Annotated in this window: 15 protein-coding genes; 7 read left to right on the forward strand and 8 right to left on the reverse strand. The window is 45.9% G+C overall.

Annotation, left to right across the window (positions count from 1 at the left end; genetic code table 11):
• The first annotated feature begins 231 nt into the window (after window positions 1-231).
• Window positions 232-2,457, forward strand: a complete 2,226-nt coding sequence (locus QMA13_RS29065; RefSeq protein WP_282937146.1) for a ribonucleoside-diphosphate reductase subunit alpha — start codon at window positions 232-234, stop codon at window positions 2,455-2,457.
• Between the two features lie 455 nt (window positions 2,458-2,912).
• A complete protein-coding gene (locus tag QMA13_RS29070) occupies window positions 2,913-3,953 on the forward strand; it encodes a ribonucleotide-diphosphate reductase subunit beta (protein WP_028551070.1) in 1,041 nt (346 codons plus the stop codon).
• A gap of 75 nt (window positions 3,954-4,028) precedes the next feature.
• Here the strand turns inward: QMA13_RS29070 and QMA13_RS29075 are convergent, their stop codons facing one another.
• Together QMA13_RS29075 and QMA13_RS29080 are read right to left on the reverse strand one after the other, a co-directional pair.
• Entirely contained in the window at window positions 4,029-5,762 is a 1,734-nt protein-coding gene (locus QMA13_RS29075) for a GGDEF domain-containing response regulator (protein WP_282937147.1), read from the reverse strand.
• 44 nt (window positions 5,763-5,806) lie between these two features.
• A complete protein-coding gene (locus QMA13_RS29080; RefSeq protein ID WP_282937148.1) occupies window positions 5,807-6,187 on the reverse strand; it encodes a response regulator in 381 nt (126 codons plus the stop codon).
• A gap of 209 nt (window positions 6,188-6,396) precedes the next feature.
• Here QMA13_RS29080 and QMA13_RS29085 point away from each other — a divergent pair, with 209 nt between their 5' ends.
• Window positions 6,397-6,786: a hypothetical protein gene (locus tag QMA13_RS29085; protein ID WP_282937149.1), complete on the forward strand. Its 390-nt coding sequence runs from the start codon at window positions 6,397-6,399 to the stop codon at window positions 6,784-6,786.
• 3 nt (window positions 6,787-6,789) lie between these two features.
• On the opposite strand, the gene QMA13_RS29090 is transcribed toward QMA13_RS29085, so the two are convergent.
• Window positions 6,790-7,167, reverse strand: a complete 378-nt coding sequence (locus QMA13_RS29090; protein ID WP_282943626.1) for a gamma-glutamylcyclotransferase family protein — start codon at window positions 7,165-7,167, stop codon at window positions 6,790-6,792.
• A 162-nt stretch (window positions 7,168-7,329) separates the two neighbouring features.
• Here QMA13_RS29090 and QMA13_RS29095 point away from each other — a divergent pair, with 162 nt between their 5' ends.
• Both QMA13_RS29095 and QMA13_RS29100 read left to right on the forward strand, forming a co-directional pair.
• Window positions 7,330-7,470, forward strand: coding sequence for an N-acetylmuramoyl-L-alanine amidase (locus QMA13_RS29095; RefSeq protein ID WP_282937150.1), 141 nt, complete (start codon window positions 7,330-7,332; stop codon window positions 7,468-7,470).
• 226 nt (window positions 7,471-7,696) lie between these two features.
• Window positions 7,697-8,458, forward strand: coding sequence for a sulfite exporter TauE/SafE family protein (locus QMA13_RS29100; protein WP_282937151.1), 762 nt, complete (start codon window positions 7,697-7,699; stop codon window positions 8,456-8,458).
• Here QMA13_RS29100 and QMA13_RS29105 read toward each other — a convergent pair.
• Window positions 8,436-9,221, reverse strand: coding sequence for a LamB/YcsF family protein (locus QMA13_RS29105; RefSeq protein ID WP_282937152.1), 786 nt, complete (start codon window positions 9,219-9,221; stop codon window positions 8,436-8,438). The genes QMA13_RS29100 and QMA13_RS29105 overlap by 23 nt on opposite strands.
• Window positions 9,222-9,372: 151 nt before the next feature.
• Window positions 9,373-9,660, reverse strand: coding sequence for a CD3324 family protein (locus QMA13_RS29110; RefSeq protein ID WP_282937153.1), 288 nt, complete (start codon window positions 9,658-9,660; stop codon window positions 9,373-9,375).
• Window positions 9,661-9,662: 2 nt separating this feature from the next.
• Between QMA13_RS29110 and QMA13_RS29115 the strand changes: the two genes are divergently transcribed.
• Window positions 9,663-10,025 carry a hypothetical protein gene (locus QMA13_RS29115; RefSeq protein WP_282937154.1) on the forward strand — a complete coding sequence of 121 codons (363 nt, stop codon included), beginning with the start codon at window positions 9,663-9,665 and terminating at the stop codon, window positions 10,023-10,025.
• Window positions 10,026-10,360: 335 nt separating this feature from the next.
• Here the strand turns inward: QMA13_RS29115 and pxpB are convergent, their stop codons facing one another.
• The 3 genes from pxpB to QMA13_RS29130 form a co-directional block, all read right to left on the reverse strand.
• Entirely contained in the window at window positions 10,361-12,046 is a 1,686-nt protein-coding gene (gene pxpB, locus QMA13_RS29120; protein WP_282937155.1) for a 5-oxoprolinase subunit PxpB, read from the reverse strand.
• Window positions 12,047-12,835: an alpha/beta hydrolase gene (locus QMA13_RS29125; protein WP_282937156.1), complete on the reverse strand. Its 789-nt coding sequence runs from the start codon at window positions 12,833-12,835 to the stop codon at window positions 12,047-12,049.
• Between the two features lie 536 nt (window positions 12,836-13,371).
• Complete coding sequence (locus QMA13_RS29130; RefSeq protein ID WP_282937157.1) at window positions 13,372-13,788, reverse strand: RidA family protein; 417 nt, start codon at window positions 13,786-13,788, stop codon at window positions 13,372-13,374.
• Window positions 13,789-14,193: 405 nt separating this feature from the next.
• Between QMA13_RS29130 and QMA13_RS29135 the strand changes: the two genes are divergently transcribed.
• Complete coding sequence (locus QMA13_RS29135) at window positions 14,194-15,933, forward strand: ABC-F family ATP-binding cassette domain-containing protein (protein ID WP_282937158.1); 1,740 nt, start codon at window positions 14,194-14,196, stop codon at window positions 15,931-15,933.
• The last annotated feature ends 141 nt before the right edge of the window (window positions 15,934-16,074 follow it).

Genomic DNA, 16,074 nt, shown 5'->3' on the forward strand with positions numbered 1-16,074 from the left:
ACAGCTTTAAACACAACTATATATTGTGGGAATATCTCTCATAATCGACACATTTCACTTTCAGCGGTTTTCATAGTTTGGTAGAAATACCGTGAGAACCCGCGCCACATCAATGCATTGCCAATTAGGCTTACTTAGCTGCTGGCATGCGCCCGCTTATTCTTAAGCAGGCTGCATGCTTTTTCAATGCGCATTTTTCCTATCTTTACTCAAAAAGGAGTAGGTTTTTAGATGATTATCGTAAAGAGAGACGGAACTAAGGAAGAACTTGTTTTTTCCAAAATGAAGAAGGTTATCGATTTCGCCTGCGAAACGTACCCGGAATGCGATCAGCTTGAGCTGGAAACCGCATTGCTGCCGCTGTTCCGCAACGGGATTTCTACTAAAGAGATTCAACGTTTGCTCATACAAGTAGCTGTGGAAAAAACAAGCGTCGAACAACCGAACTGGCAGTATGTTGCTGCAAAGCTTCTCACCTACGATTTGTACAAGGAAGCCCGTTTGAACCGTAAATATGGTCATTTTGGCTACGGCGACCTGTATTCCCTCATCACTTACTTAACCGATATGGGACTGTATGGAAAATACATAGTCGAGCACTATTCCAAAGAAGAAATTCACGAGCTGGGCGCTTATATCAAACCGGAGCGCGATTACCTCTTAAACTATATTGGTCTCAAAACATTGGCCGACCGTTATCTGATTCGCGGAGTGGACAAAGAAGTACTGGAGCTGCCTCAGGAGCTGTTCATGGGTGTAGCCATGCATTTAGCTATGAAGGAAGCAGACAAGCTTAAATGGGCTAAACAATTCTACGATGTGCTCAGCAACCTGGAAATGACCGTAGCCACACCGACGCTGGCTAACGCTCGTAAACCGCTGCATCAGCTGTCCAGCTGCTTTATCGATACGGTGCCGGACAACCTGTGGGGTATTTATAACGTAGACCAAAGCTTTGCTCAAGTATCCAAGCATGGCGGCGGCATGGGAATCTATGTCGGCAAGGTGCGCAGCCGCGGCTCCAACATTCGCGGTTACAAGGGCGTTGCAGGCGGCGTAGTGCCGTGGATCAAAAACTACAATAATACAGCTGTCGCGGTAGATCAATTAGGCGTGCGCTCCGGTGCGGTAGCCGTGTATCTGGACGTATGGCATAAAGATATTCTCGATTTCCTTAACTTGAAAACAAACAACGGCGATGATCGTATGAAAGCTCACGACATTTTCCCTGGCGTTTGTATCCCCGATTTGTTCATGAAAACTGTTAAAGAGAGAGGCACTTGGTACTTGTTCGACCCTCATGAGGTTCGTAAAACAAAAGGCTACTCGATCGAAGACAGCTGGGGCGAGGAATGGGAACGCCGCTATTGGGAGTGCGTAAATGACGATAAAATTTCTAAAGAAGAAATTCCTGCTATCGACATCATGAAGCGCATTATGACGAGCTCGTTCGAAACAGGAACACCTTTCTTGTTCTTCCGCGATACCGTCAACCGAGCTAACCCTAACAAACATGCAGGTATGGTATATTGCTCCAACCTGTGTACTGAAATTTGCCAGAACATGAGCCCAACCGAGCTGGTTCAAAGCTACCATGAAGACGGCATTATTACGAATCAAGTGAAGAGTGGCGACTTCGTCGTGTGCAACCTGTCTTCCCTTAACTTGGGTCGCGTGTATACGAAAGAAGATATCGAGCGTGTCGTAACTACGCAAATGCGTATGATGGATAATGTTATCGATTTGAACCACTACCCTATCCCGCAAGCCGAAATTACGAATAAAAAATACCGTGCTGTCGGTCTCGGCTCCAGCGGCTATCATCAAATGCTGGCTCAGCTGAAAATCCAATGGGAATCCGATGAGCATCTTGCAAAAGCCGATGAAGTGTACGAGTGGATGAACTTCTACGCGATCAAAGCTTCAATGGAAATCGCCAAGGAAAAAGGCGCCTACAAAGTATTTGAAGGCAGCGAATGGCAAACCGGCGCTTACTTCGAAGACCGCGGCTATAACAGCCCGGAATGGCTCGAATTGAAAGAACAGGTTGCTAAGAATGGCGTACGTAACGCTTGGATGTTCGCTATCGCTCCAACCGCTTCCACTTCGTTGATCGCTGGTTCTACCGCAGGTATCGACCCGATCTTCAATAAGTTCTTCGTGGAAGAGAAGAAAAACGCGGTTATCCCGCAAACCGCTCCTAATTTGAACGCCGAAACGATGTGGTTCTATAAAGAAGCTCACCGTATTGACCAACATTGGAGCGTTAAAGCCGCTGGCGTTCGTCAACGTCATATTGATCAAGCGCAATCGTTCAACCTATACATCACTCCTGAGCTTTCTGCGAAAGAATTCCTGGAGCTGTACATGGCCGCTTGGGAAAACGGCTTGAAAACTGTTTACTACGTTCGTAATAAAAGCCTTGAAGTGGAAGATTGCGTAAGCTGCTCGGCATAATGGCATAATATTGTAAGCATTATAAGCATTGTCTAGATTACTACTTGGTTTTGGCTCTGAGGTTTGGCAGTAGCGAAACGAACTGCCTCGGCTTTCGGTTTTGAGGTTCCGCTTTTGGGTTCCGTGTTTGGCAGCAGCGTAGCGAACTGCCTCGCCCTTCCCTCCTGCCTGAACCTTCAAGACGTTAAGCGTGTAGGTGCCCTGTTCATTAGCGCCAGCGAATGAGCAAGCACTTACGTAAGCGCCCAGTTCCACCAACCTAGCACCAAACGAACCATCGCACCAACGTAAAGCGTGTACCCCTGCAACCGGCTAATGGCTAACAAGCCAGAGCCGGTTGCAGGGGTACGGACGCGCTCAAAACCAACAAAAAGTAACTCCCATAGCCGAGGGGGTCCAGGGGGCAGAGCCCCATGGGGTCCCCCTTGCAGGGGGATTTAGGGGGTAGCTCTTCTTTGGACCAATTACAGAAGAAAAAATTGTTTAACGAGCACGGTGATCGTGACTGGGGTAAACGCCGCATGATCGGTGGTAATACGACGAACCTGATTGAGCTTAACAATGTAAAGTACGATTGGGCTACGAAAATGTATCGTACGATGATGAACAATTTCTGGATTCCAGAAGAAATTCCTTTGGCTCAAGACGCTAAAGACTACAAATTCTTGTCGCCGCAGGAGCGCCAAAGCTATGATAAAATCATCAGCTTCCTTATTTTCCTAGACTCACTGCAAACAGCGAACCTGCCTAACATTAACGAATACATTACGGCATCCGAGGTTAATCTGTGCCTAACGGTACAAACGTTCCAAGAAGCCGTTCACAGCCAGAGCTATTCGTACATTCTGGATAGCGTGGTTTCAGCCGAAGCGCGTGACGATATTTACAACCAATGGCGTGAAGACAAGCACTTATTGCGCCGCAACCGGTTCATCACCGACTTGTATGAAAACTTTATCGAGGAACCGTCTACGCCGAACCTGATGAAAACCATTATGGCCAACTATATTTTGGAAGGCATTTACTTCTATAGCGGCTTCAGCTTCTTCTACGCACTCGGACGTCAAGGTAAAATGCTAGGCACTGTATCCGAAATTAAGTACATTCAACGCGATGAGCTTACCCATCTGGCGTTGTTCCAAAATATTTTCCGGGAAATCCGCAAGGAAAATCCGGAAGTTTTCACCGACGAGCTCGTCGAAGAGCTGCGCCAAATGATGAGAACCGCTGTTCAGCATGAAATCGAATGGGGCCAATATATTACTAACAACAACATTAACGGCCTCAGCAACGAAATCATTGATCAATACATCAAGTACTTATCCAATGAGCGCTTGAGAAACCTTGGTCTCGAAATTTTGTTCCCAGAAGTTGTAGACCATCCGATGAAATGGGTTGAAACGTTCAGTAACATGAACGGCATAAAAACGGACTTCTTCGAGCAGAAAGTGACCAACTACAGCAAATCGTCCAACATGAACTGGGACGACCTGTAATAAGAAATGAGCCCCTTCTTCCACAGCGGAAGCAAGGGGCTTTTCATATTGATATTATTCATATTGATATTATTCTTATTGAATTTCAAGCAGCTGCTTCACTTTCATTTCAAGCTCCACCATCGAAAACGGCTTGTGCATGAACACATCAATACCTACCGCATGGCCTTTCGCTGGTTCATCCTCTCGGTTTCGTCCCGATAGCATCAATATGGACAAATCCATTGGCTTTGAACCTTCCTGCTCGAATTTTTCCAGCAGTTCGAACCCACCCAAACGCGGCATAACACCGTCCAAAATACACAAATCAACAGACTGTTGCGTAAGAATGCTGTAAGCTTCTTCCCCGTCCGATGCTTCAAGGAAGGTAACAGGAAGATGCTGCAGCTTGGATACCAGAATAGATCGGAGTATCCGGTCGTCATCGGCGATGAGTACGGTCAGACGCTGGTGCTCATCGGCTCCTTCAGATAAGGAGCCACTCGAATCCCCCATTTCATCGACGTAAATCATCACACGATCTCTTCCGCCCTGCTTGGCAGCATACATCGCATCATCAGACCGTTGAATCCACTCCTCAATCGTCATCCCTTCACACCATGCGGATACACCCGCGGAGAAAGTAATGTGGAAGGCTTGTCCCTCATTCTGAGCAACAGGCTCCGAACGAATCTGCTGCAGAATAAATTCTATCGATTTTTGCGCATCCTGCGCCGTACTGCCCGGAAGCACGACAACAAACTCTTCTCCCCCAAAACGGGCAATCAAGTCGGTTGATCGAAGATTTTTTTGCAGTACATGAGCCAACCCTTGCAGCACCAAATCACCTACGTGATGTCCATGCGTATCGTTAATAGATTTGAAGCGGTCAATATCGATGAAAACAAGCGAGATCGGTGCCGGATAACGGCTTATGCGCTGAAGCTCCACATGAATTTGATGATCGAAAAACCGACGATTATAAATGCCGGTCAGAGGATCCCGGAACGCCATCTGTTCGAAGTTTTTGGTCCGTTTAAGCAGACTGTAGATACGTGCACTCAATTCCTCATACTGAAATGGCTTAGTGACAAAATCATCCGCGCCCAAATAAAAACAGCGTACCTTATCATGAATATCATCTCTACCTGACAACACAACCAGAGGTACCCATTTTAAGGTTGGATCTTCTTTGACGAATTCGAACAATTCGTAACCGGACTGCGGATGCATCATTAAATCCAAAGTAATCAGATCATAATTATGCTCCCGAAGAAGCTTCTGAGCTGATCCTACATCAGCAGCATGATCTACCTCATAGCCTTCCAGCTTTAATCGCCGCACCAGATAGGAACGAAGAGCCTCATCATCGTCAATTATGAGCAATCTCCCACCGGATGGTGCAAGCGAAAGCTTCCCGAACTGCTCCTGCTGTTCGTCCAGGTCCATCTCCTGACAATAAAGATCGAACTCCATTAACAGCTGCTGCTTCCACTGTGCCCCAGCCTGTACAGATTGTTGGAATTGCGTCGCGATACGCTCAGCATCCCCTCCATTTTCCGAGACTTGTGTCCACTCCCATACATGGACAAGCTTCTCAGCAACCAGTCCAATACGTATAAATTCGAATATGGGCGCACTGCCTTTGATAGTATGAACCATTCTATAAATATGTTTGGCTGTCTCGAGCGTTCGCCCGGACTCGTTGACCTCACAATAATCATGCAGCTCCTTCAGCTGTTTACGGAGCTCACTCACATAACGCTTACGCCCTTCCTTCATCAGTCTTGCTTCCTTTTGCAAGCGTTCCTCAGGCGATAATTGACGCAAACCTTTCACTTCCAGTCATTTCAAAATAAATAATATGTAGCACGTTACTGCCCACCCTCAATCAATTGCTTCACTATATCCACCAATTGAAGCGGACTGAATGGCTTCACGATATAGGTGCTCACCCCAGCCTTTTTCGCCCGTTCGCGGTCTTTCTCCAAAGCTTTGGCTGTCAATAGGATAACTGGAGTCTCTTGATTTGGATTGTTTTGAGTACGCAGCCACTCGCATACTTCTACACCTGTAAGCTCCGGCATCATGTAATCGAGAATGATTAGGTCATAACGCGTGCTCTGTATATGGATTAACGCTTCTTTTCCATCCTCGGCTTCCGTAATTTCGTAGCCTTCATCAGCTAAAGTCTCCGTTAATAAAAAACGAAGCGCTAATTCATCATCCGCTAATAAAATACGGTAATTGGACATCCAGTTTCTCCTCTATTCCCTCAACAATTTGTTTATCATTATATCATTTTCCAACGCGATTCGGTGTAAAAATACAAACTCCTACACGCTCACACTTAAAAATTAGTTTAACCCCCCATTGGAACTATGTTACAATAAGGAAACATCAATATTTTATAAAAAATTTAGAATTATTGGGATTTTAGAACTATTGAAAGGAGAGATAGTCATTGGATCATGTTGATTTATTAATAAAAAAACTGACTAGATACGTCTCCTTTGGCCAACCGATATCTTCCGGCTCTGTCTTTAACCAACGCATATCCGATCCACGAATTCCTATTTCAGCATACTACATGACAATGAAGCTTCACAATGAGGAGGATCGCTGTTACCACGAGGTGTGGCTGACCAAAGAGGGACTTTTTGCCGTAACCGAAGCTTGGTACACCGAAACCAATGTCACACGCAAATTGCTTCATAACAATTTAACGTACGATCAGTTGAAGGAAACGATGGGAGAAGAAGAGGCAAAAGCGGTCGTTGTCCGAATTGCCGAAATCATTAGCAAATCAGAAGCAGATGACTGGAGCCGGAGTTTTAATTCTAGAAAAACATAAAGTCTATTTCGCTTTTTGACGATGGGTGCGCCATGAACCGCCCGGAATAAGTGGACACCCCCTCCCATCGTCCCATACATAGACCCAACCCTCTTTTTCCGGCCGTAGAGCGTCGCATATCCACACTCTTTCGTAATCATTATGCTGTCCAGGTCCATTGTAATCCTCTAACAAATCCATCTGAAGAAGACCTTCCTCCGTTACTTGCAGCCATTCCCCTTCAACGATACTGTCTCCTTTCAGCACCAAAGCAGGGTAAGCCCCATAATCATACAGTGTCCCTCTAACACATCCCGCTTCCAGCTGTAGGACATAAGGAGCTGCCACAGTATGGTTAGCCTCGCCTTCAAGCAGCGTTCCATAAACAAACACCTGAATCACAGCCATTTCACATCCAATACGCTATATATTCTCTCATACCTAAAAAGAACGCTTAAGCTGATTCATCATCTTGTCCATTAGCCGTTTCCGTTCATAACCTGCCGCATACCCTGTATTATATTATATTCATAAAAGTTAACCTGCAAAGAAGGAGATGATCCGATGCTAAGTCAAGAAGACGCGAACAAAATCATTTTGTTCTTATCCGCTGCCTACAGCTGCACGGACTCCGAAGAAGCGCAGGACGAATTCCACCGTCTTGCCAATGAATTGCGCAAAGCGTCCGGTCAGTCGGAACAATAATATGCTCTGCCTATAGTTCTATTGATTTAACGCCGCTTTCCTCAGGAGAGCTGGCGTTTTTTTGTATGCGTACCATTCACCTAGGGATATTCGCCCTCATATAGTAAGTTAGCTTACGAAAGAAAAAAATTCCTTTTTTCAAAAATCACATATTGCCGATAATCTTACTTGGAATTATAATAAAGCTAATAACTTTCAAAGCATACGAATGCATGGGGTGGAAATCATGGACTGGAGTATTGCATTAATGGGGCTGTTCGTTGGCCTTTTGGTCGGTTTGACAGGTGTAGGGGGAGCGGCACTATTAACGCCACTTCTTGTATTATTGGGGATTCAACCCACGGTTGCCGTAGCGACCGATTTGTTCTATAACTCGATTACTAAGCTGTTCGGAAGTATTCAGCACTACCGTCAAAAAACGATCAATTTCAAAGTTACCAAATACCTAGCCTTCGGAAGTATTCCAAGTGCCGTGATAGCTATACTTCTGCTTGAGCTGTATCCGCCTCTGCACATCATTCAAGATACCATCATCAAGCATACATTAGGCATCGTTCTTATCGTAGTCGCTATTCTCAGCATTGCTAAGCAATGGATCGGACGCCTGAATACAAACCGCTGGCAGGAGAAATCCGAAGAAGAAAAGCGCGGAATGACGATCGCAATCGGAATCGCGCTCGGATTCATCGTCGGGTTGACATCCATCGGGTCAGGGTCCCTGTTCGCACTTGCCATGATGTTTTTCTTCCGTATGGGTGCAGCTGAGCTGGTCGGAACGGATATAGCGCATGCCTTTCTGTTAGTATCTGCAGCGGGCATTATGCACGCTGGTTTCGGGAATATCGATTATCACCTGGCTTTCAATCTCCTTGCCGGTTCCGTACCGGGTGTTCTTCTGGGCAGCGGCTTATCGGCTAAACTGCCGGCTAAACCGCTGCGGACGATTATGGCCGCCATCATTTTAATCAGCGGCTTGAAAATGGTCTAAGATCCGGCGCTTTGACGTCCACACCTTCCCGCTCCAATCGGTGCCTTATCGCCTTAGCAAACTCCAGGGCATGAGGGCTGTCTCCGTGAATGCACAGTGTGTCGGCTGTTATACGGATACTGCCCCCGTCACTTGTCCATGCGATTCCATCCTTTACCAAAAGAGCTGCTTGCTCCGCCGCCTCAACCGAATCGTTCAGGACCGCATTAGCCTCGGAACGCGGGGTTAATGTTCCATCCATACGGTAATTACGATCGGCGAAGGCTTCCTCTGCAACGAGCAGCCCTCTGCGAAGCCCCGCTTGAGTAAGCTCGCTGCCTGCAAGCCCGAATAAAATGAGCTCTGAATCGACGCGATACACCGCCTCGGCAATCGCCTCAGCCAGTTCCCGATTGGAGGCTGCCATATTGTATAAAGCACCATGAGGCTTAACATGACGAAGCGTCGTACCTTCTGATTGGACAAAACCCATTAATGCGCCGATTTGATAGATGACCATTTCATAGGCTTCATCGGGCGTAATTTGCATCGCTCGACGGCCAAAACCGCTTAAGTCCGGCAGTCCGGGATGTGCTCCGATGGCGACGTTATGCGACTTGCAAGCTCGAACTGTTCTTCGCATAACTGCCGCATCGCCTGCATGAAATCCGCAAGCAATATTCGCCGATGTAATGAAGGGCAGCAGCATTTCATCCATACCTAATCGGTATGCGCCGAAGCTTTCTCCCATATCGCAATTCAGATCAATAATGATTTCTTGCATAGGTATTCCTCTCCTTTTCGTCGAAAAAATGCGAATGCCGATAAGGCGTACAGCGGGGCTTTCAATTGCTGGAATGAAAAAAAGCCTTAGGAATTCCTACCGGCTTTTTTTCGTATATATGGAACCCTTTGTGCAGCCGCGCCCTGTTCAGCTAGAGCTGACGGGCAACGGCAACGCGGGTTTTAACGATAATTTTGCGTATGCTGTCTTCGGACAGATGGTATTTTTGGATGAGCTCAAGTACGGTAGAACCGTTTTCATAGAGCCGGTATATTTCATGGTTACGCCGCTGGATCGTAAGACGTGTTCCGTTGTTTTCTCCCCAGCCCGCGCGCGTCTGTTCTTTTTTCGGGATATAGATAATCTCGCCCTGGATGTAGTCCTGCAGTTGTTTCAGCAGACTAGGGGGAAGAATATCTTTTCCGTTTTTGTACCCCATTGATGAAATCCTCCTTCCGTGCTTTAGTTGCAAGCGCCGCCGTGAAAGAGATAAGCATTTTCATCTTTACACCTCCTAAGAGTTTTGCTCTGCACAACTTACATCGTAAGCATCTACAGAGTTTTGCTCTGCAAACCTTACTTTGTAAGCATTTGCCGAGTTGTTGTAAACGTCAGGGTCAATACATGAAAACAAAAAAACACGATCTGCCGTATCGTGCCTGGGAGCCATATTATATGTCATGGTTCATGTCAATGACGTCAGGTGACGGTGATGGGAAAATGCTTATTCAATTCAGCCAAAACCCTTTATTAGTTGTTGTGAATTCAGACATCGAACGCCACTCCTCTCGTTTATTTTCATGATTCCATTTACTTCCTAATTGATTATAACTTATTCAAGCTCTTCATGTCTATTCGCTATTTTGGAAAAATAGAGGGAGGCTTGTAGGCCTCCCCTTTGTTATGGAGCCTCTGCTTACGCAGAGACCACCTCAGGTTTTGTAATCATCGCTTCGATCACTCCTTCCTTTGAGTGTTAGCTGGCCTGCTACAATACTATTTACTCATATTTGCAAGGCTGTCTCAAGCGAAAGAATGGTTATAATGAATTTCTCCTATGTAATGGCAACTTTGCACTGTCTTGGGGTGGGCCATAATTAATTCCTATATTATCATAGCCGATGAGCTAAATATAGCCTTTACCTTGATTCGGCAGATCTTATCCGCACCATCTTCTCCAACTGCTTCAAGAGAAGCTGCTGCTGTACGTACAGCGCTTGTGCCTCCTGTAGCGATATTTCACGGAAGCGGACGGCTCCTCCCGGCTTCAGCTGTGCAAGCAGAGGTAAATCGACAGCTGCGACTTGGGCGATGCGCGGGTAGCCGCCCGTTGTCTGGGCATCGGCCATCAGCACGATCGGCTGGCCGCCGGGAGGTACTTGAACCGTGCCTATCGTCACGGCTTCTGAGATCATTTCTTGCGGCTCGGTTTCCTCGAGCCGCTCGCCTTCCAGTCGGTAGCCCATGCGGTCCGACTGGAGGGTTACGCTGTAGGGCGTGGTGAGGAAGTGATGCAGGCTCTCGCCTGTCATCGCTTCCGCCTCACGCCCGCGGGTTACGCGGACCACCGGCTGCTCCGCATACGGCGGACGTGCGCTTGGCGCGATCGCCCACGCAGCGGGGGCGATCGGCGTCCCGGGCGCAGCCGCGGCCAAGCGGGCCTCGAGCGCGAGGGCGGCCGCCGTGGGCGCGCCAGCCTGCAGCCGATCCCCCGGCTGCAGCGCACGCCCGGCGAAGCCGCCGAGCCGCGACGGCACGTGCGTGCTGCGGCTGCCCAGCACGGCGGGCACGGCGATGCCGCCCGCCACGGCAAGGCACGCGCGCGCCCCGCGCAGCGCGCGACCAAGGCGCAGCACGGTGCCGCTGCGCACAAGCACCGGCCGCCAGCCTGGCAGCGGCGGCCCGTCTTCGGCGCGGGCGTCCATAGCCGCGCCGCAAAGAGCCACGAGCGCGTCCTCGCGGAACTCGAGCGTCGCGCCAGTGAGGGTCATTTCGAGCGCAGCCATGCCGCGCTCGTTGCCGACAAGTAGGTTGAGCGGCGTTCGTCCGATCTGCTGCCAGCCGCCAGGAGAGGCTATCGGATAAATCCCTGCTTGCGTTCCGGCAACGGCTACCGTACCTTCAGGCACAAGAAGTCTCGGTTGACTACGCCTCGGCATCGCCAGACAGTCGGGAAAGCCGCCCATGTAAGGAAAGCCGTTCGTAAATCCAACCATATGTACAAGATAGGTTGCAGAACAAATAAGCCCAACCACCTCTTGCACCGATAATTTCGCCTTGCTTGCGAGCTCAGACAGATCAGGACCAAACTCCAAGTCGAAACATACCGGTACGATACGCATTTCCAGATGCTCCACTGCATTCCTGAAGCGTAAAGAATTCTGCAATCCCTTTAGACGGCCTCGTATCCACGAGCATATCATGGCATAGGGAGAATCTTCTTCCCTGAGCTCCTTCGTCGCCATGCCTTCCATGCTTCTCACTTGCACGCCAGATAGCAATGAAAAAGCCCTACCTTTATGGATGTAAGTAGAACCGTTTAGATACATATCCACAGGATCATAATACACTGTCACTGTTCGATAAGCTCTGACAAACTCGACAACCGCTTGGCAGATATCTTGCTCCAAACAGCGGACCGTTGCTGCCACAACCTCCAGCATAGCTTCGCTGATCTCCCCATCCCAACGGATCACAACAGCCTGTTCTCCAAGTGGATATAGCTCATAGCGGGCTAATATGTTGTCGTGATCTCCGGCACACGGTTTCTCATAACCAGCCGCAGCCTCCTGCATGAACCCGCTCTTGGACTCGCGGTCATTCATTTAAAATCCGCGCTGCTGAAGCCATGCTGCGCATACATCCGTCCATGCTCTGACTCCGTGCTGCTCTGCAGCCAGCCCCAGGCCATGCCGGCCGCTTTCGAAGACATGAAGCTCGAACGGAACGCGGTTGCGGCTGAGCGCCGAAGCGAACAACAGGCTATTTTCAACCGGAACGGAGGCGTCATCTGCCGTATGCCACAAAAAGGTCGGAGGCGTGTCTTCCGTCACCTGCAATTCGTGAGACATAAGCTCTACTAAGGACGGGTCCGGCGACTCTCCCAGTAAATTGTTCAAAGAACCTCTATGAGCATAGGTAACGAAGCTGATTACCGCATAGCACAGAACAAGCAAATCCGGACGACTGCTTTCACGTTCAATCAGATCCTCAGCATCTGGACGACCTCCATCATAGTGCGTCCCTGCAGCCCCTGCCACATGGCCTCCTGCTGAGAAGCCCAAGATCCCTACTCGATTCGGATCGATATTCCACTCACTAGCTCTGCTTCTAACTGTACGGATCGCTCTCTGCGCATCCATAAGCGGGTTAGGATGACGGTAAGGAGCAACTCGATAATGCACAACAAACGCGGAGATTCCGAGCGAGTTCAACCACTGCGCTACCGGCTCTCCCTCATGATTTGCCCTTCTGGCATAGCCACCGCCGGGACACACAATAACCGCAGCAGTAGGCTCTCTTCCTTCAACAAGATAAGGAACGAGCGTCGGCTTGTCTTCCAGCTCTTCTCCCAAAGCATTGGGTGTTCCGTTCGGCCATAACAGCATACTCATTCGTTAGTTCCCCCTCTATGATCATCGCATCATTTTCAAATAAATGGATTCCTGTTTAAATCATACTATATTAGAAGGAATACTTGAATACTTCAACGGAATAAAGTTACTTCTTCATTGCAGTGTTACAGCCACACGGTTCACCTGCTGTTCAATGAAAAAATAAGAATTAGAGTAAAAGATCATTAAAACCTATGAACTCATTACTAATACAATTTTAGATTCCCCTATCAAAAGAAATAGAGTCTTGAGCGGTCAAGTTATTTAAATGAGATAGTCCTTCAAAAAAACTATTAAGCTAACGATACAATAGAGAAAGAGCTTGCAGCGCTGCAGTTCTTCTCTTTCATTGAACGGGCGGGTCATCCAATGATTCTGACTGCCTTTGATGCTCACCGGAATTATTGGCCGCTTCTATTAGGCGGCTGCCCCTCTATTAGCCAATACAAAACTTTTGCGCACTTTAAGGACCTACCTGTGTTATAAACACTAGCAGTGTATACATATGGTTATATTTCCGGCCGGTCGGTGAAGTTTTAGTCCTTATCTTCAATGACAGCAATTCCATCTATTTCAAGAAGGCAAGATGGACGCGCAAATTCCGAAACAAATAGAACGGTGACCAGAGGTGGATTTTCTAATATACCAGCCACCTCTTGAAATGCTTTGTAACCAATTCGCGGGTCACTCCCGCTAACTAAGTAGATATTGAGTTTAACCAGATTGGCGAAACTTGCATTTTCAGAAGCTAAATTAGTTGCGATATTATTAAGCACCTGCTTTGTTTGCAATTCCAAGTCACCAGCCCCAATCAGCTCACCTGCTGAATTAGTAGCATTTTGTCCTCCTATATAAATTGTTTTTGCCTTTCCACTTATGGTAATCGCTTGACTAAATGCTTTTGATACGAATAAACCCTCCGGGTTTTTATGCTCCATTTTGAAAGTAGACATTGATTTTCCTCCTTAAAGACTCAAGATTTATATTTTATTATAAGCATCATTACTGACAGTTACTGTCAATGGTGTTCACTTAGCGGACAGCATAGTTTAAGATCATATGCTGGGAACCGTATCACAAATAAGGCGAAATTTGGTTAGAGCAAGGCGTAGTAAAATATATGTGATAAGCTGGTTCTATTTTGTGAAGTAATGAAGTGGAAAAGTTAGGCTATTCGTCAGGAGGTATTCTCGCCTTATCATTATTTGATTAAGGAACTTTGACCCCCCAAGGGACAGGATACAAATAGATTGAGATTGGATGTCAACAGTGTTACTCTAATGACGGTAAACTTATAATCTATGCTCTTCAATACATCCAATAATAGTCACCATTTTAGTTATAAGAAAGGTAACACTATGATAAAAATTGAAAACTTATCCTTCTCATTTCCGCAAAAAGTACTATATACAAACATTTCATTTACGCTTGAAGAGGCACAACATTGCGCTTTTATTGGAACAAGTGGCAGTGGTAAAAGTACACTGATAGATATACTGATGGATCTAGAAAGATATTTGTTCGAGGGCAAGTTAGAGATAGACCCAGCCTGCAAAATTGGGTATGTAAGTCAGTTCTCTCAACTAGACAGAACTAAAGAAACAACTGTTTTTGAATATATCGGAGAAGAATTTATTAAGGTACAAAATGAGATACAATCTATTTGTGCTGAAATGGAAACATCATCAGACATTGATCCTCTCCTAGAAAAGTATCAATTAGCTTTAGATGTTTTTGATGCAATGGGTGGGGGAGATTTTGAAAGTAACATTAATAAGAAACTAAATCTAGCAAACCTCATGAGGCTAAAAGATGTTAGGGTATCCGATCTGAGTGGTGGGGAATTCAAACTCATTCAAGTGATGAAGGAAATGCTTAATAGCCCAGACTTAATGATTATGGACGAACCAGATGTATTTTTAGACTTTGAAAATCTAAATGCACTTAAAAATCTTATTAACGCTCACAAAGGCATATTGCTAGTTGTTACGCACAACCGATATTTATTGAATCATTGCTTTAACAAAATTATACACCTCGAAAACATGGAGATCCAAGAGTTTGATGGGCGATATATTGATTATAATTTCTCATTACTACAGACAAAAATTGAGTTACAAGAACTCACAGTCGCTGAGGAAGAAGAAATTGAGAGAAACGAGAAAATCATCAATAATCTAAGAACTATTGCAACTTATAATGCAGAAGCCTCTAGAGGTAGAGCGTTAAAAGCTAGAGTTAGTTTTCAAGAGAGATTGGAAGCACGTAGAATTAAAGCGCCATTTGTTGATATTAAGCAGCCGACTATCAGTTTCGGTATGGATAATGAAATTGAAGATACCACTGTTATACATGTCAGTAATTATAGTGTTGCCTTTGATGAGTTGCTTTTAGACAATGTTAACTTTGAAATAAAATCTACGGATAAAGTGGCCATTATTGGTCCAAACGGTACCGGAAAAACGACTTTACTTCGAGAAATCTTTAACAATAATCATGATTCAATTAAAATAAATGCGGATGCTAAAGTGGCTTATTTATCACAGCTTCAAGGTGAAATGCTAAATGATTCTAATACAATATTAGAAGAATTCATCGATGCTGGGTTTAACACTTATGATGAGGTTAGATCGTATATTTCAAACTATGGCTTTGAAGGAGAAATCGTTAATCAAAAGATAGAATCTTTATCTGGTGGAGAAAAAAATATGCTTCAATTGGCTAAAGTTTCTGTCAGTAAAGCAAACGTATTGCTTCTTGATGAACCGACAAGTCATTTAGACACCTATACACAAATTGCGCTGGAAAAAGCCATTGAAGACTATAAAGGTGCGATTCTCATGATATCTCATGATTTCTATTCTGTTGTAAATGGTATGGACTATGTATTAATCATTGACGATAAGACGATTAGAAAAATGAGTATGCGAAAATTTAGACAGATGATTTATGCTAGTCATTTTGATAAAGACTATTTAGAAACGGAACAAAGGAAAAAATCAGTTGAAATGAAAATAGAATTGGCTTTAAAAGATACTGATTTTGAACTTGCAAAAGTATTAGTTGATGAGCTAGAAGCGCTGATTAAGTTGCTTTAAATTACAACCCTCTCATGATGTTGGTGGAAAAGTACCAACAAAAAAGACACTGATGGATAGAATCTCAGTGTCTATTTACTGCATTGATTTCTTGATAGCTCTTGCCGTGGTAAGTGGTTCACTTAGGGGGGAAGTATCCGT

This window comes from Paenibacillus sp. RC67, assembly GCF_030020805.1.
Taxonomy (GTDB): Bacteria; Bacillota; Bacilli; order Paenibacillales; family NBRC-103111; genus Paenibacillus_S.